Source organism: Kitasatospora sp. NPDC092039, assembly GCF_044756065.1.
Classification (GTDB): Bacteria; Actinomycetota; Actinomycetes; order Streptomycetales; family Streptomycetaceae; genus Kitasatospora.
In genome coordinates this window covers 1-15,647 of record NZ_JBIVSD010000031.1, presented here as the reverse complement: position 1 = coordinate 15,647, position 15,647 = coordinate 1, and the positions used below count along the sequence as shown (strand labels likewise).

Sequence of the window (15,647 nt, the reverse complement as noted above, 5' to 3'; positions counted from 1 at the left end):
TGGTCCGCACGGGCCGTTCGGTTTCCGGGCCCGCCGTGCGGGCGGTCCGGGCGTGGTCGTCGGGGTGCCCCGGGGGTCGCCCGGCGCAGGGTGAAGATGATGTGCGGAATCGCTGGAGGCGCTCGGCGCGGGAGGGGTGTTGACGTAGTGTCATCACAGATGGACAGCGAGCCTCAGCCGTTGGCGCGGCCGTCCGCGGGGCCCCTTCCGGGGCCTCTTCCGCGGGTGCCGCACGAGGACGACCAGGCCGGCCCGGGAGGGCCGGCGCACACCGAAGGCCGATCGACCGACCGTCCGCCCCACACCCCCCGGGACGCGCGGAACGGCGATCATCAGAGCCGCCCCGGAGCTCTCCCCCCTGCTCCGGGGCGGCTGTTCGCCGTCCTGGGCCGGGCGGCGCGGTCGTTGGCCGTGCCGGTGGCGGCGGCGGCGCTGTTGCTGGTGGTGTCCTGGCAGGTCGCGGCGGACGGGCCGCTGCTGGGCGTGGACCGCTGGGTCCGTCGGGCGGTCCGCACGGCCCACCGGGACTTCCCGAACGTGCTGCTCGACCGCCTCGGCCACCTCCTGTCGGACCTGGGCAGCGGTGTCCCGGCGGTCCCGGTGCTGCTGCTGGCCGGCGCGCTGGCCGCCTGGCGGGGACGCCGGGCCGGGGCGGGCCGCTGGTGGCTGCCGTTGCCGGTGGCGGCCCTGACGGCGGGGCTGATCCCGCTGCTGGTGGTCCCGGCGAAGGCGGCGTTCGCCCGGCCGGGGCCGCTCGGGGAGCCGCTGACGGCGGGCCAGTGGGGCTGGTACCCCTCCGGCCACACCGCGACCGCGACGGTCGCGTACGGGGTGGCGGCGCTGCTGCTGGCCCGGGTGGCGGGGCCGCTCGCCGCCCGGGGACTGGCGGCCGGTGCGACGCTGCTGTCGCTCGGGGTGGGCGCGGGGCTGGTGTGGAGCGACTTCCACTGGCTGCTGGACGTGGTGGCGAGCTGGTGCCTGGCCGTCCTGGTGCTGTGGTCGCTCGCCCGGTGGCTGCCCCGGCCGGGTGCCGGGAGGCGTCAGGCCTCGGGGTCCTCGTTGCGGTGAACCAGGCCGGCCTCGCCGTTGTCGCGGTGCCACTCGATGACGAGTTCGTCGCGGGCGCCGAAGCGGACCAGGTGGCGCCCGACGACGTCCTCCAGGCCGGGCAGGTTCTCGCGCTCGCCCTCGACGGTGAGCAGCAGTGCGTCCGGCTGCGCCTCCAGGGTGGCGGTGCCGGCGCCGAAGACCAGCGTGCCGCGGCCGGTCTCCTCGGAGTAGACGGCCTCGATCTTGCGCCCCATGTGGGCGGTGAGCTGCTTGGCGTAACGGCCCGGGCGGTCGGTGGCGACGCGGGCTTCGGAGCGGGGCATGGGCCCTCCAGGGTCGGGGAGGGGAACTTAGGGTCCCCTCACTAGGCGCAACGCTAACCCAGATGCTGAGCTAGGCTCAACATATTTCCGCGACCGTCCTCCGCCGTCGGCCGCGGGCCCCGGACCGGCGGCTACCCTTGGGCGGACGCCAGCCGAGGAGACCGCCGATGACCACCACGCCGACCGACGAACCGGCGGACTCCTCCCCCGACCCCCGGCCCGGCACTCCGGGCACCACCGGCGCTCCCGGCACCGCCGGCACCGCCGCCGAACTCGCCGACGCGATGACCAGGGCGATCAAGCGGATCCGCCGTCAGACCGGCTGGCGGCTGGAGCCGTACGGCATCACCCCCGGCCAGGCCCGGGCGCTGCGCATGCTCGCCCACGTGCCCGGCTGCGAGACGCCGGACCACGCGATGCGGCTGAGCGACCTCGCCGACAAGCTGCACATCGCCCCGCGCTCGGCGACCACCGTGGTCGACGCGCTGGAGGAGGCCGGCCTGGTCGAGCGCAGCCCCGACCCGGCCGACCGGCGGGCGGTGCGGATCCTGCTGACCGAGGCCGGGCGGGCGGCGGTGGAGCGGATCGGGCAGGTCCGGGACGAGGTGGCGCAGGAGTACTTCGGCGAGGTCAGCCCCGCCGACGAGGAGGTGCTGCTGCGGGTGCTGCGCTCCGCCGAGGCCCGCTTCCTCGCAGCCGGGCCACCGCGCCGCTAGCGGCCCCCGGGCGCAGCGCGGTGATCCCGATCCCGGCGATCACCAGCAGCGCGGCCGCCGCGGCCGTCGGGCTGATCCGCTCGCCGAGCAGCAGCCAGGCCGAGGACATCCCGAACACCGGGACCAGCAGCGAGTAGGGCGCGACGGCGGTCGCGTCGTAGCTGCGCAGCAGGAAGCTCCAGGCGACGAAGCCGAGCAGGGTGGAGACCAGCCCGACGTAGCCGATCGCCCCCAGTCCGGCCGGGGTGATGTCGCGCAGGGCGCGCAGGTCCGCCTCCGGCCCCTCGACCAGCAGGGACAGGGCCAGCAGCGGCAGCGGCGGGACGGCGCTGACCCAGACCATCCAGCGCAGCGCGTCCGGCGGCGCGGCCCTGCGGGTCAGCACGTTGGCCAGGCCCCAGGCGACGGCGGCCAGGACGACGAGGGCGAAGGCCCCGAGCGGTCCGCCGGCGCCCTGGTCCCAGGCGCTCAGCGCGATGCCGGCGAAGGCGACCGCCAGGCCCGCCAGCCGCTGCCCGCCGGGCCGTTCGCGCAGCAGCACGGCGGCGAACAGCGCGGTGAAGCCGGCCTGCCCCTGGAGCACCAGGGAGGAGAGTCCGGCCGGCATCCCGGCGTGCATGCCGAGGAAGAGCAGCCCGAACTTGACCACCCCGAGGACCACGCCGACCGCCACCACCCAGCGCCAGGCCACCCTGGGCGGGCCGACGAAGAAGACCGCCGGCACCGCGACGACGGCGAACCGCAGGGCGCAGAAGAGCAGCGGCGGGAAGCTGTCCAGGCCGACGTGGATCAGGACGAAGTTGAGGCCCCAGACGGCGGCCACCAGGACGGCCAGGGCGATGTGGCGCGGGCTCATGCCGCCCCCGCCACCTGTGCTTCCCGTGGTGCCCGTGCCGGGCTGGCCGCTCGGGGCGGCGGCGGTTGTCGCGGTCATGGGTCGAGCATGGTGGCGCCGGACCGTGTAGCACCAGCGATGAATACTGAAGAGGACACTTTAGGATCGCTGCATGATGGATCTGGGGCGCCTGCGCGCGCTGCACGCGGTGGCGGTGCACGGTTCGGTCGGCGGGGCGGCGGCCGCGCTCGGCTTCACGCCGTCGGCGGTCTCGCAGCAGATCGCCAAGCTGGAGCGGGAGACCCGGACGGTGCTGCTGGAGCGGCAGGGCCGGGGCGTGGTGCTGACCGACGCGGCGCGCGAGCTGGCCGTCACCGCGCAGACCGTGCTGGGGCTGGTGGAGCAGGCCGAGGTGCGGCTGGAGGAGCAGCGCGGCCAGGCCGTCGGACGGCTGCTGGTGGCGGCGTTCCCGTCCGGTGCCCGTGGACTGATGCCCGCGGCACTGGCCGACCTGCGGCGGCGCTGCCCGGAGCTGGACGTCCGGCTGCTGGAGCGCGACCCCTACCCGGCGGCCGAGCTGGTGGCCCGGGGCGAGGTGGACCTGGCGCTGGTGCAGGACTGGCCGACCGTGCCGCTGCCGGTCCAGGAGGGGGTCTCCCGGATGGACCTCGGCACGGACCCGGTGGACCTGCTGCTGCCCGTCGACGACGGGCTGGCCGCGCTCGACCCCGTGCCGGTGGAGCGGCTGTGCGGGCAGCGCTGGATCAGCGTGCCGCCCGGCAACATCTGCCACGACTGGCTGGTCCGCACCCTGCGCGAGGCCGGCGAGGAGCCGGACGTGCGCTACCAGGTCGGGGAGTTCGAGACGCAGATCGCGCTGGTCGCGGCCGGGCTGGGGATGGGCCTGGTGCCGAGGCTCGGCCGGGGCCCGCTGCCGCCCGGGGTGGCGGCCCGCCGGGTGACGCCGGAGCCGAGCCGCCGGGTGTTCGCGCTCTGGCGCTCCCAGGCCTCCCGGCGGCCGGCCATCACCGAGGCGCTGGCCTCGATGCGGGAGTGCTGGGGGCGGCTGCCGGTCTGAGCGGGCCTCCTGCCGGCCCCCGTACGGGCTTGTCGTCGGGTCTCGTACGACGGCACAAGGGATCGTACGGACGTCGCGAGGGCTCGCGCGGACGTCGCGCAAGTGCTCTACGGGCTGGTATGGGCTTCAGCCGGCGAAGCCGATCACCAGCCACATGAAGCCGACCCCGGCGACAGTGCAGAGCAGGGTGCTGCGCGAGGGGTGCGGGCTGTGGGCCTCGGGGAGGATGTCGGAGGTCGCCAGGTAGAGCAGGAACCCGGAGAAGAAGCCCAGGTAGAGGCCGAGCAGGTGCTCGGAGATGGTGAACGCCAGGGTGATCGCCGCACCGGACACCGGGGCCAGCGCGTCCGCGGCGAGCAGGGTCAGCGCCCGCCGCCGGTTGTTCCCGTACAGCCGGGTGATCGTGTACGTGTTGAAGCCGTCGGCGAAGTCGTGCGCGACCACCGCGATGGCCACCACCGTGCCGACCGTGGTGCCGGCCTGGAAGGCGGCGCCGATCGCGAAGCCGTCCATCACGCTGTGCCCGACCAGGGCCAGCGCGGCGGTCAGTCCGATGCCCTGGCGCCCGGCGGAGTGGTCGTGCACGTGGTGGCCGTGGGAGTGGGCGGCGTACTCGCCCTCGTGGCCGCGGTGGATGGCGACCGCGCGCTCGACCACGTGGATGGTGAGGAAGCCGGCCGCGAACATCAGCAGCGCCTGCGGTACGCCGTGCACCTCGCCCGGCGCCTGGTGGATCGCCTCGGGCAGCAGGTCGAAGGCGACCACGCCGAGCATCAGTCCGGCGGCGAAGCCGAGCACCAGGTGGCGGCGGTCGCGGGTGCGCTGGGCGACGAAACCGCCGACCAGGGTCATCAGGAACGCCGCGGCGGCGACCAGTACCGCGGTCATCGGACCGGCTCCGTCCCGGGTCCGGCCGGGTGGCCGGGGCCTTGGTCGGAGGGTCCGCCGAACGCTCTGCCCATTCCTCTCCCCCTGGGATCCGCCCGTGGCCGGGCCGATCGCCGACCGTACCGGACGCCCGTTCGACGGTGGTCACCCGGGGTGCCGGGACCGGGTCGGGAGCCGTTCCCCCAGCCTCGGCCCCGGCCCACCGGGGCGCCCGCCGGACGGGCCGCCGGCTGGGCCGTCGGAGTGAGGCCGCCCGTCGGCGCGGCCTGCCTGCGGGCGGGTCAGCCGCCGGTGGCGAGCGGCAGGCCGAGGTGGGTGTGGGCGAGTTCGCGGACGCCGTCGCCGTCGATCAGGTGGATGTGCCGGTGGCCCTCCCCGGCGGTGAGGTCCAGCACCTCCTCGGTGAACCGGCCGGTGGTCAGCCGCAGGCCGCGCTCGGCCGACTCCTCGCCGACCGCCTCGGCCAGGGTCTCGATCTGCTCGGCTCCGATCGACGCGGCGTCCCGGGAGGCCCAGACCACCCAGCGGCCGGGCAGCGCCGTCCCCGGTGCGCCCTCGCCGGTGGCGACCAGCCCGGCCGGGCCGCGCAGCCGGACGCTCCACCGCGCGATCCCGCCGCGGGTAAGCAGGTCCCGCACCAGCTGGGCGAACTCGTTGGCGGACAGGTCGGAAGCGGCCGGGACGGTGGCCCCGGCCCGGGCGGCCGGCTGGACCCCGGGCCGGTCGTACGGGTCCGGGGTGACGGCGGCGCCGAGCCCGCGCAGCCGCACCAGCGCCTCGTCCTGCTCGGCGTCGGCGTAGACCCCCTCGTCGTCGCGCTCCTCGTACGGGGTGCCCGGCGGCAGCAGCCGGGTGCGGGCCAGGGCGTCGCGGTCGGCGTCCACGCTGACCAGGCAGAGCGGTTCGGCGGCGGGATCGGCGGGATCGCGCAGCCAGCCGTTGAGCACGACGCCGGCGAGTATCTCGTCGGTGTCGACGGCGTCGGCGGCCTGCAGGGCGCGCAGGGCGAGCCGGGCGACCAGCCGCAGGTAGTCGGTGGCCCGGTCCGCGGGCGGGCGCGGCACCGGGATGATGTCGCCGTCCGGGGCGAGCCGGTAGCCGGCGAGCGAGGGCACCAGGTCGAGCGGGGGCAGGTCGAGGTCCAGCACGGCGGTGCGGGTGAGCGGACGGAAGACCGCCCGGCAGGGCGCGGGCAGGTCCTGGGTGGCCGTCTCGGCGGCGGCCAGCGCCCGTTCCAGCAGCGACTCCACGGCGGCCGGCTCGGCCAGCCGGTAGGCCCGGCGGCACTCCTCCAGGCTCTCGTTGTACTCGCGCACGGCGCGGGCCCGGGCCTCCTCGGCCGCCTCGTGGGCGCGCCGGGACTCGTCGGCGGCCGGGCTGCCGGCCTCGGCCCGCCGGGTGCGCCACTCGCGCAGGGCGCGCTGGTGGGTGAGCCGGGCCTGCGCCAGCTCGCGCTGGTAGCCGGAGTCGAGCAGCCGACGGGACGGGCCGCTCGCCGGGTCGGCCGCGGGCGGCTCGGCGGGCGCGAAGTCCTCCCAGCGGGGCTCGGATTCCTCGGCCGTGTCGGAGCCGTCGGCCGGGTAGGGGCGGGGCTGGTAGTGGCGCAGCTGGCTCTCGAAGTCCATGGCCGCGACGGGCAGCGCGGCCCGCCGCAGCAGGTCGGCCAAACGGTCGTGTTCGGCCCGCACTGCGAGCGTGCGGTGGTGGGTCAGGGCGGCGGCCCGGGCGTGCGCCGCCACGGCCTCGTCCGGGGCGGCCTCGTTCGGTTCGGCCTCACCGGGGCCGGAGACGGGTCCGGAGGCGGGTCCTGGGCCGGGGAGGCCCGGGGCGGCGGAACCGTCACCGGCCGGGCCGCCCTTGGTCGGAGCGTCGCCGGACGGGCCGTCACCGGCCGGGCCTCCACCGGGGCGGCCGGTGGCGGCGCTGTCCGGCGCGCGCTCCTCCTCGGCGCCGAGGTCGCGGAAGACCGAGGCGAGGAAGCCCGGCCGGGGGAACTGGACGGTGGCGGTTCCCTCGGACTGGCCGTCTGCTGAGTACTGCATCGGTCGTCGTTCCCCCATGCTCGTCCGGCGCCTGCCCGGGGCGATCGGCGAGCCTGAGGACCCGCCCCTGCCGGACATTGTCCCCCGAACGGGCGCGGCGGTCAGCCAAGCCGCTCAGTTGGTCCGGGTGTTGGTCAGGTGCAGACCGATGTAGCCGACGTAGATCCGGCCGCTGCCGGAGCAGTCGTCCAGGTAGTGCAGCCGGGGCGCGGTGCGGCCGCCACCGATCCGCAGGTGCGCGCCCATGAACGCGCGCCGGGAGGAGTCGACGCATTCCGGCACCGGCAGCATCCGCTCGCGCTTCCACTTGGTGTGGCTGAACACCGTCCGGGACTCCCCGCGGACCGCCTTGCGGGGCGGGAAACGGCGGCAGCCCTCGGGGGTGCGCTCGCACCACTGCTTGAAGTCCCCGCCGGCCGCACCGCGCACGGCCGCCTCGGCATACTCCTGAAGGGCAGTCAGCCCGTCCCAGGCGAGCCTGGCCCAGCCCGCGCCGGCGCACTGGAGCTCGTCCAGGGCGAGCGCGCTCTTCTGGTCACCGGTGAAGGTCACCAGGGGGAACTCGCCCAGTCTGGCCATGAGTTCGGTGAAGGTCTCGGGCGTGCCGCGGTCGTCGTGGGGCTGGGCGGCCGAGTGCGGCCCGGCGCCCGGCCCGCCGCCCGGTGCGACGCAGTGCCGACCGGTCAGGGCGCGGGTGCCGGAGTGGAGGCGGCCGTCCCGGATGTCCCGGCCGTCACGGCCCTGCCCCCGCTCACGGTGTTCGCGGCGCTCCAGGCGCAGGGTGTGCCGGACCCGCTCCAGCTCGTCGGCCCGGGCCTGCTGCTCGACGCGGTCCTGCTGCTCCTCGCGGGCCAGCGCGGCCAGTTCGTCGCCGTGGCACGCCGCTACCCGGCCGGTGGTCCGTTCCGCGGCCTGCTCCGCGTCGTGCTCGGCGGTCCGCTCGACGCCCTGCTCCGGTGCCCGGTCGACGATCTGCTCCACGGCCTGCTGCCCAGCCCGTTCCGTGGCCTGGTCCATGGCCTGAGCCGTGGCCTGTTCCGCGGTCCGGCGGAGCTGCGGCGGCGGTACGCGCAGCACCGGGACGGCCGCCAGCGGCGGCGGCAGCGGCTGTTCCGCGGCCAGGCGGCGCGGCTCGCGGGCGAGCAGCCCGGCGGCGCGGCGCAGGTCCTCTTCTATTCGGCCCCGGGCGAGCACCGGATGTCGGGCGCTGTCCTGGCGGGAGGCCGGGTCGACCTCGGGGAGGTAGGTGCGCACCGCCCCGCCGTAGACGGTGTGGTACTCCAGCGCGACGTTGAACCAGGTGCGGGCGCCGGGGTCCAGCACGTAGGCGGTGGCGAGGCCGGGCAGCTGCTGGCACAGCGGGGCCACCACGTCCTGCACCCAGTGGTCGAGCGGGAGGTTCACCGGGACGCTGGCCACCACGGTGGGCAGCCTGCGCTCGGGGTCGCACAGCTCGTCGATCAGGGCGTCGACCTCGTCGGCCGTGATCACCCGGGGTGCGAGGTGGACGGCGGCCGGGCCGTCGGTGGCGTCGAGCAACGGGAGGAGCGAGCGGGCGAGTTCGGGGACCGGCACCCGGCACGGGGTCCGCACGCCGCTGCCGGTGCTGTGGGTCTCGGCTTCCAGCCGGACCCAGGTGGGGCCGTCCGGGGCGGTGGCCACGGTGAGGGTGAGCTGCTGGGTGCCGTGCGGGGCCGGGGTGCGCAGCCGGCGGCGGTCGTAGCGGCCCGTGTCCGGGGCGCCGCAGCCGCTGTCCAGGTCGTAGCGGCCGACGTCCGGGTCGCCGCGCAGCGGCCCCTGGTCGCGGTCGAGCAGGACGCGCTCGCCCAGCCGCAGCCGCTCGGTGCCGGGAGCCGGTTCGGCGCTCCGCCCGGCGGGGGCGGGACGGGCCGGCGGGGGCTCCTCGAAGCCCTCCTGTTTCAGCCAGGAGGCCAGCTGTTCGTCGGCCAGGGCGACGGCCTCGGCGTGTGTCAGGGCCGTGGTGACCGTCATCCGGTAGGGCGCCGCGGGACCGCGGGCACCGGGCAGGTCGGCGGCGGCGTGCGAGCGGACGCGGTTCGGGGCGGGACGGTTGGCGATCGGATGGTTCGAAGCCGGGCGGTTCGCGGTCGGGCGGTTCGCGGTCGGATTCGTCGTGGACTGGGGATTCGAGGTCGAACGGTCTGAGGTCATGCGCATGCCTCCGCGGTGCGGGGTCGGGTCCTGTGTCCTCCATCGATGGTTTCGTCCGGTTCTGCCGGAGCCTTGCCCAGGAAACGCCACGGCCCGGAGGGGAAGTTCCAACTCCGGGCCACGACACTACGTTCGGGTGAATCTGCTCAAGCGGTCTTCCGCGTGGCGCGGCGCCTGGTCTACGGGAAACGGCCGGTCACGGGCCGTCCGACGGACCGTCCGACCCGCTGGCCCCACGGGCGCCACCCTTCCCCGCGGTCAGACCGGCACCTCGACGTAGGTGCGGCCGGCCGGGACCGCCACCGCGCTTCCGCCGGTCGCCTCGGCCAGCCAGGTGTGGAACTCCGCCACCTCCGGCTCCGGCACGCCCACCTCGATCCGCACCCCGGTGGCCTCGTAGGCCAGGTCGCTCACCGCGTACCCGGCGGCCCGCAGGTCGTTCTCCACCCGCCCGGCCCGCACGTGGTCCACCGTCACGGCCAGCAGCGCGACCGGCCGGCGCTCCAGCAGGCCGATCTCGTCCACCGCCTCCGACACCGCGTTCCCGTACGCCCGCACCAGGCCGCCCGCGCCGAGCTTGATCCCGCCGAAGTACCGGGTGACCACGGCGACGGTGTCGGTCAGCCCCCGCCGGCGCAGCACCTCCAGCATCGGCACCCCGGCCGTGCCGCCGGGCTCCCCGTCGTCACTGGAGCGCTCCCGGTGCTGCTCGTCGCCGACCACGAAGGCGGTGCAGTTGTGCCGGGCGTCCCAGTACTGCTTGCGGATGCCGGCGATGAAGGCCTGCGCCTCCTCCTCGTCCGCGACCCGGGCGAGGTGGCAGATGAACCGGGACTTCTTGATCTCGATCTCGTGGCTGCCGGCCCGCCGGATGGTGAGGTACGGCCTGGCGGTCGGCTCCGGCGTGGCGGACATGGCGCGGGGGTCCTCCCGAGGGCGGCGACGGCTGACGGCGCACGCCCCGGGACACCGGAGCGGCACCGCCAGCCTAGTTGGCGCGCGGCGGGAGGGGTCAGCGGCCGGGGCCGACGGCTCTCCGCGGTCGGGTCAGCGGCCGGCCAGGGCCTCCAGCCGCTCGCGGTCCAGGCCGGTCAGCGCGGTGACCTCGGCGAGGTCGACGGCGCCGCAGTCCAGGCCGCGCAGCAGGTAGCCGCTCAGCGCCCGGGCGGTGGCCGGCTCGTCCATCACGTCGCCGCCCGCCTTCGCGACGTACGCCGCCAGCCGGGCGGCGGCGGCCGCCAGGCCCTCGCGGTAGAAGGAGTAGACCGCGGCGTAGCGGGTCGGCAGGTGCGCCGGGTGCATGTCCCAGCCCTGGTAGTAGGCGCGGGCCAGCGAGCGGCGGACCAGGCCGTGGTGGAGCTTCCAGGCGGCGTGCACCTGCTCGGTGGAGCCGGTCGGGACGACGTTGGTCGAGCCGTCGGAGAGCCGGACCCCGGTGCCGGCCGCGGCCACCTGCATGACCGCCTTGGCGTGGTCGGCGACCGGGTGGTCCATGCTCTGGTGGGCGGCGCCGACGCCGCAGGCGGCGCTGTAGTCGAAGGTGCCGTAGTGCAGGCCGGTGGCGCGGCCCTCCGCGGCCTCGATCATCCGGGCGACGGTGGCCCGGCCGTCCGGGCCCAGGATCGCCTGGGTGGTCTCGATCTGGATCTCGAAGCCGATCCGGCCGACGGGCAGCCCGGCCCTCGCCTCGAAGTCCTCCAGCAGCCGGACCAGCGCGGTGACCTGCTCGGCGTACGTCACCTTGGGCAGGGTCAGGACCAGCCCCTCCGGCAGGCCGCCACCGGCCAGCAGGGTGGCCAGGAACAGCTCCAGGGTGCGGATGCCGCGGGCGCGGACCGGCGCCTCCAGGCACTTGATCCGGATGCCCAGGTACGGCGGGGCACTGCCGTCGGCCACCGACGCGGCGACCAGCTCGGCGGCGCGGACGGCGGCCGCGTCCTCCTCGGAGTCGGGGCGGGGGCCGTAGCCGTCCTCGAAGTCGATCCGCAGGTCCTCGACCGGCTCGCGCTCCAGCTTGGCGCGGACCCGGGCGTGCACGTCGGCGAGCAGTCCGTCGTCCGCGACCCCGAGGGCGCGGGCCAGCTCGGCGGGGGTGGCGGCGTGGCGGTCGAAGGCCTCCAGGGCCCGGCGGCCCCACTCCCGCACGGTGTCGGCGCCGAAGGCGTCCGCCGGGACGTAGACGGTGTGGACCGGCTGCCTGGTGCCGGGCTCGCCCGGGTAACGGCGTGTCAGTTCGGCGTCGACTGGGGCGAGCAGCGCCTCCACGGCGGCACGGGCCGCGGAGGAGAAGGAGGCCCCGCTCGTCGGCCCGTTTCCGTCGACCCCGACCCGTGTCATCCGCACTCCTCCATGCCGACCCATCGCTTCAACATTTTGTTGAGGCGAAGGTAGCTCCGGCGGGATCGGGCGTCAATGGCCGCCCGGTGCCCGGACGGTGACGGCTGTGGTCGGCCCCGCGGTCGGTCCCCCGCGGTCAGTCCCTCCCGGCGTCGGCGTACCGCTCGTTCAGCGCCGGGTAGAGGTCGGCGACCTCCTTCGGGTGGACTGCACCGTCCGGTCCCTTCCCGGTGGCGCCGTACCTCCTGGTCAGCCAGTCGGCGAGCCGCTGGGCGTCGGGCTGGTGGTTGTGGGCGTCCATGTACGACAGCAGCGCCTCGTAGGCGAGGTCGAGGTCGAGGTGCGCCGGCCCCGGACGGGTGTCGGACACCTCACCGGGAACGGGCTCCTCGACCGGCTCCAGGTGCTCCGAGGACGGCTCCGCGGCCACCGGTACGGCGTTGAACCACGGCGAGGTCGGGCGGGGTGCCCGACCGACGGGGGCGGGGGCGGCGCCGGGGGCAGGCGCGGGAGCAGGAGTAGGAGTAGGAGTAGGGGCGGGGGCAGGAGCAGGAACGGCAGGAGCCTCAGGGCCCAGGGGCGGAACGGGAGCGGCGGCGTCGGGTCGCTGGGTGCCGACGCGGGTCTGTCCGGCCGCCCAGACGTCGACCTCGTCTCCACGCTGCACCGGGCCCTCGACGGGCTCGCCCTCCGGCTCGGCCTCGACGCGCCGACGCACGGCGGCCAGCTTCGCCAGCACCGGTGCGGCCACCTCGACGGGTACCGGCGGGACGGTGGCCGGAGCCTGGGGCTGCTCGGGCTGGAACTGCTCGGGCTGGACCTGTTGCGGCTGCACCGGGGCCTCGGCGGCCGACACAGGCTCGATCTCGGGGTGCGGCTCGGGCCGGGGCTGCGGCGGCTGGACCGGGTCCGCCTCGACCGGGGCGATGGCCGCAGCGGCCCGACCCTCCTGGAGTTCCGGCTCCGGGGCATCCTGCTCGATGGCCGCGACGGCCTCGACTGCCTCGACCTTCGTGGCCTCGCGCTCACGGCCCTCGTCGTCCAGCCGGTCGAGCAGCGCCGGGTCCAGCGGCACGCCGAACTTGGCGAGCTTGAGCGGCAGCAGTGCCTGGATCGGCGCCGAACGGCGCCAGCCACGGCCGTACCGGAAGCGCAGCTGCGCCCGGTAGACCAGGCGGTTCTGCTCGAGTCGGATGACCTCGTCGTAGGAGCGGAGCTCCCAGAGCTTCATCCGCCGCCAGAGCCGGAAGGTCGGTATCGGAGAGAGGATCCAGCGCATCACCCGGACCGACTCCATGTGCCGGTCAGCCGTGATCGCCGCGATCCGGCCGACCGCGTGCCGCGAGGCCTCCACCACGACGACGAAGAGCACGGGGATGACGGCGTGCATCCCCATGCCGAGCGGATCGCCCCAGGAGGCGGCCGCGTTGAAGGCGATGGTGGCGACGGTCAGCAGCCACGCGGTCTGCCGCAGCATCGGGAAGGGGATCCGCAGCCACGTGAGCACCAGGTCGAGTGCGAGGAGCACCACGATGCCTGCGTCCACGCCTATCGGGAAGGCGTAGGAGAAGGCGCCGAAACCCTTCTGCTCGGCCAGCTCGCGCACCGCGTTGTACGAACCCGCGAAGCCGATGCCCGAGATGATGCAGGCACCGGCCGCGACCATGCCGAGCAGGCCCCGATGGGCCTTGGTGAGCGTTGGGCGTGCCATTACGTCTATCAACCCCTGGATGTCGGCTGCTGCCGTACGCTGCCACGGCTGCCGGGTCCCGCTGGTCGGGCCGCCGGACGGCTGAGCAACCGCCGGGCCCGGCCCACCGGAGTTTACTCGTACACCTGTTTAAGCGTTTCCACAGCCTGGGGTGTCACAGTGTGGGGGCCCGGCGCCGGCCCCGGCACCGCGCGGAGCCGCACCGGGGGCCGACCGGGCCGTCAGCGGGTCTGCCCCGCCGTGCCGTTGAGGTAGGTCAGTACGGCCAGCACCCGACGGTTGGCGTCCTCGTCGGGGGCGAGTTCGAGCTTGCCGAAGATGTTGGCGATGTGCTTGGCCACCGCACCGTCGCTCACCGAGAGCCGGGCGGCGATCGCCGAGTTGGAACAGCCCTCGGCCATCAGTTCCAGCACCTCGCGCTCGCGCGGGGACAGCCGGAGCAGCGGGCCGGGCCGGCGCGAGGTGGTCTGCATCAATTTGGCGATCACGTCCGGGTCCATCGCGGTGCCGCCCGCCGCGACCCGCCGCACCGCGTCGATGAACTGCCCGGCGTTGAACACCCGGTCCTTCAGCAGGTAGCCGATCCCCCCGGTGCCGTCGGCCAGCAACTCCCGCGCATAGAGCTGCTGGACGTGCTGCGACAGCACCAGCACCGGCAGGCCCTGGATCTCCCGCCGGGCCTTGAGCGCGGCCTGCAGGCCCTCGTCGGTGAGCGTCGGAGGCAGCCGGACGTCGACCACGGCCACGTCCGGGCGGTGGGTCAGCAGCGCCTCCAACAGTTCGGGACCGGTCTCCACCGCCGCGGCGATGGTGAAGCCGTGCGCTTCCAGCAGCCGGATCAGGCCTTCGCGAAGGAGGTAGAGGTCCTCGGCGAGGACAACTCGCACGGCAACTCCAAGGTGATGGTGGTGGGTCCGCCCGACGTGCTGTCGATGGAGAGGACACCGTCGAAGGTACCCAATCGCTTCTCGATCCCGCGCAGCCCCGTTCCTCGCGAAGGGTCCGCCACCCCCACACCGTCGTCCGTCACCGTGACCCGCAGGGAGCCGGCCCGGTACAGGATGTCCACCCACACCTGGTCCGCCCCCGAGTGCTTCGCCGCGTTGGCCAGCAGCTCGCAGATGCTGAAGTACACGGCGGCCTCCACCGGGGCCGGCGGCCGGTCCGGCAGGCTTACGCACACCTCGGCCGGCAGCGCGCTGTCCAGTGCCAGGGCGCGGACGGCGTCGCCCAGTCCGCGCTCGGCCAGCACCGGCGGGTGGATGCCGCGCACCAGGTCCCGCAGCTCCTGGAGGGCCCGGGCCGAGGACTGGCGGGCCTCGGCGAGGAGCTCCCGCGCGGCCTCCTGGTCGGTGTCCATCAGGTGCTCGATGGTGCCCAGCGTCATCCCTATCGCGACCAGTCGCGCCTGGGCGCCGTCGTGCAGGTCCCGCTCGATCCGCCGCAGCTCGGCCGCCTGGTTGCCCGCCGCGTCCGCCCGCGTCTCGGTCAACTCGGCCACCCGCCTGGTCAGCTGGGCGTGCGTCGCCCGGCCGTCCTGGTCCAGCACCCGGCGGGCCGCCTCCGCGTACACCCGCACCGCGAACGGGGCCACGAGCGTGCCGACGGCGACCATGGCGGCCCCGAGCACGGCGCTCAGCAGGACGGACACCATCCGGCCGTTCAGCGGCCCCACCCCGTCCGCCGGCACCGGCCCCACGAGGATGTAGCCGACACCCAGCCCAAGCAGCACGGCCACCGGCCCGACCAGGGCCACCACGAGGAACGGGTTCACCACCAGCCACAGCAGCTCGGCGCGGGTGGTCCGGTCCCGCAGCCCCCAGTGGACGACCTGCGCGTACTTCGCCACCGTCCGCGAGCGGTGGTAGGTGTAGCCCGTCCACCAGTGGCCACGACCGTCCAACTCCAGCTCCGGACGCGGCTCGTACGCGGCCGGCAGCCGTATGCCGAACCAGCGCTCCAGCTGACCGCGGGTGCGGGCGGCCACGCTGCGGACGAGGAACGCCGCCACCACGGAACCGGCGAACGCCGCAACCAGCAGCGCGGCGAGGATCTCCGGGGAGTAGTTCTGGAGCACCTGGGCCGCGACCACCCCCGAGAGGACGGCGGCCGCCACCGGCAGCGCGAACCCCGGCACCGCGCTCAGCAACACCACGACCAGTCGGGTCAGCCCCTCACCGCCGGCCGCGAACGCGGCCCGGGCCTGCGCACGTACGGACGTGCCGCTCGTACGACTCACTGTTGTCACGGGAAGCTCCTGATGCCGGTACCGATCGTCCTCCATCAGTGTTCACGAACCAGTCGGCACCCACACTGGCCATGGCACCCCAATTCCGGGGTGGACCTAGGACCACCTGCTGGTGGACGAAGTGACACCCACGAGTGAGATGATCGGGAAATGCGAAGAACCCCCATCCGGGGTCCCGGATGGGGGTTCTTCAGCAATGATTGTTCGGCGGCGTCCTACTCTCCCACAGGGTCCCCCCTGCAGTACC

At 75.0% G+C, this 15,647-nt stretch carries 13 protein-coding genes; 3 read left to right on the top strand and 10 right to left on the bottom strand.

Translation table 11 applies throughout. The features are described 5' to 3' along the window. Nucleotides 1-411 precede the first annotated feature (411 nt). Nucleotides 412-1,068: a phosphatase PAP2 family protein gene (locus tag ACIQI7_RS36595; RefSeq protein WP_401118642.1), complete on the top strand. Its 657-nt coding sequence runs from the start codon at nt 412-414 to the stop codon at nt 1,066-1,068. On the opposite strand, the gene ACIQI7_RS36590 is transcribed toward ACIQI7_RS36595, so the two are convergent. Next, nucleotides 1,041-1,373: a DUF2218 domain-containing protein gene (locus ACIQI7_RS36590; RefSeq protein ID WP_387760246.1), complete on the bottom strand. Its 333-nt coding sequence runs from the start codon at nt 1,371-1,373 to the stop codon at nt 1,041-1,043. The genes ACIQI7_RS36595 and ACIQI7_RS36590 overlap by 28 nt on opposite strands. Before the next feature lie 167 nt (nt 1,374-1,540). Between ACIQI7_RS36590 and ACIQI7_RS36585 the strand changes: the two genes are divergently transcribed. Next, the gene (locus ACIQI7_RS36585) at nt 1,541-2,089 is read left to right on the top strand and encodes a MarR family winged helix-turn-helix transcriptional regulator (RefSeq protein WP_401118556.1); all 549 of its coding nucleotides are present in this window, start codon (nt 1,541-1,543) and stop codon (nt 2,087-2,089) included. Here ACIQI7_RS36585 and ACIQI7_RS36580 read toward each other — a convergent pair. Beyond that, nucleotides 2,004-2,945: an EamA family transporter gene (locus tag ACIQI7_RS36580; RefSeq protein ID WP_401118640.1), complete on the bottom strand. Its 942-nt coding sequence runs from the start codon at nt 2,943-2,945 to the stop codon at nt 2,004-2,006. The genes ACIQI7_RS36585 and ACIQI7_RS36580 overlap by 86 nt on opposite strands. A gap of 151 nt (nt 2,946-3,096) precedes the next feature. Between ACIQI7_RS36580 and ACIQI7_RS36575 the strand changes: the two genes are divergently transcribed. After that, nucleotides 3,097-4,002, top strand: coding sequence for a LysR family transcriptional regulator (locus tag ACIQI7_RS36575; RefSeq protein WP_401118554.1), 906 nt, complete (start codon nt 3,097-3,099; stop codon nt 4,000-4,002). A 126-nt stretch (nt 4,003-4,128) separates the two neighbouring features. Here ACIQI7_RS36575 and ACIQI7_RS36570 read toward each other — a convergent pair whose 3' ends face one another. The 8 genes from ACIQI7_RS36570 to ACIQI7_RS36535 form a co-directional block, all read right to left on the bottom strand. Continuing rightward, a complete protein-coding gene (locus tag ACIQI7_RS36570; protein WP_401118552.1) occupies nt 4,129-4,890 on the bottom strand; it encodes a ZIP family metal transporter in 762 nt (253 codons plus the stop codon). A gap of 281 nt (nt 4,891-5,171) precedes the next feature. Further along, nucleotides 5,172-6,932 (bottom strand): restriction endonuclease, encoded by a 1,761-nt coding sequence (locus tag ACIQI7_RS36565; RefSeq protein ID WP_401118549.1) that lies wholly within the window; start codon nt 6,930-6,932, stop codon nt 5,172-5,174. 114 nt (nt 6,933-7,046) lie between these two features. Beyond that, entirely contained in the window at nt 7,047-8,924 is a 1,878-nt protein-coding gene (locus tag ACIQI7_RS36560) for a hypothetical protein (RefSeq protein ID WP_401118547.1), read from the bottom strand. Between the two features lie 438 nt (nt 8,925-9,362). Next, complete coding sequence (locus ACIQI7_RS36555) at nt 9,363-10,019, bottom strand: YigZ family protein (RefSeq protein ID WP_401118545.1); 657 nt, start codon at nt 10,017-10,019, stop codon at nt 9,363-9,365. 132 nt (nt 10,020-10,151) lie between these two features. Beyond that, on the bottom strand, nt 10,152-11,441 hold the full coding sequence (locus tag ACIQI7_RS36550; RefSeq protein ID WP_401118543.1) for a DUF6986 family protein: 1,290 nt from the start codon (nt 11,439-11,441) through the stop codon (nt 10,152-10,154). Nucleotides 11,442-11,577: 136 nt separating this feature from the next. After that, nucleotides 11,578-13,152 (bottom strand): DUF2637 domain-containing protein, encoded by a 1,575-nt coding sequence (locus ACIQI7_RS36545; protein ID WP_401118540.1) that lies wholly within the window; start codon nt 13,150-13,152, stop codon nt 11,578-11,580. 221 nt (nt 13,153-13,373) lie between these two features. Then, nucleotides 13,374-14,039, bottom strand: a complete 666-nt coding sequence (locus ACIQI7_RS36540; protein ID WP_387760233.1) for a LuxR C-terminal-related transcriptional regulator — start codon at nt 14,037-14,039, stop codon at nt 13,374-13,376. Next, entirely contained in the window at nt 13,991-15,400 is a 1,410-nt protein-coding gene (locus tag ACIQI7_RS36535; protein WP_401118537.1) for a histidine kinase, read from the bottom strand. Before ACIQI7_RS36535 ends, ACIQI7_RS36540 begins: the two co-directional genes overlap by 49 nt. Between the last annotated feature and the right edge of the window lie 247 nt (nt 15,401-15,647).

Coding starts and splice junctions, on each gene's coding strand:
- ACIQI7_RS36585 (WP_401118556.1), top strand. CDS start 1,541: ATGACCACCACGCCGACCGACGAACCGGCGGACTCCTCCCCCGACCCC.
- ACIQI7_RS36550 (WP_401118543.1), bottom strand. CDS start 11,441: ATGACACGGGTCGGGGTCGACGGAAACGGGCCGACGAGCGGGGCCTCC.
- ACIQI7_RS36590 (WP_387760246.1), bottom strand. CDS start 1,373: ATGCCCCGCTCCGAAGCCCGCGTCGCCACCGACCGCCCGGGCCGTTAC.
- ACIQI7_RS36545 (WP_401118540.1), bottom strand. CDS start 13,152: ATGGCACGCCCAACGCTCACCAAGGCCCATCGGGGCCTGCTCGGCATG.
- ACIQI7_RS36555 (WP_401118545.1), bottom strand. CDS start 10,019: ATGTCCGCCACGCCGGAGCCGACCGCCAGGCCGTACCTCACCATCCGG.
- ACIQI7_RS36580 (WP_401118640.1), bottom strand. CDS start 2,945: ATGAGCCCGCGCCACATCGCCCTGGCCGTCCTGGTGGCCGCCGTCTGG.
- ACIQI7_RS36575 (WP_401118554.1), top strand. CDS start 3,097: ATGATGGATCTGGGGCGCCTGCGCGCGCTGCACGCGGTGGCGGTGCAC.
- ACIQI7_RS36570 (WP_401118552.1), bottom strand. CDS start 4,890: ATGACCGCGGTACTGGTCGCCGCCGCGGCGTTCCTGATGACCCTGGTC.
- ACIQI7_RS36565 (WP_401118549.1), bottom strand. CDS start 6,932: ATGCAGTACTCAGCAGACGGCCAGTCCGAGGGAACCGCCACCGTCCAG.
- ACIQI7_RS36560 (WP_401118547.1), bottom strand. CDS start 8,924: ATGACGGTCACCACGGCCCTGACACACGCCGAGGCCGTCGCCCTGGCC.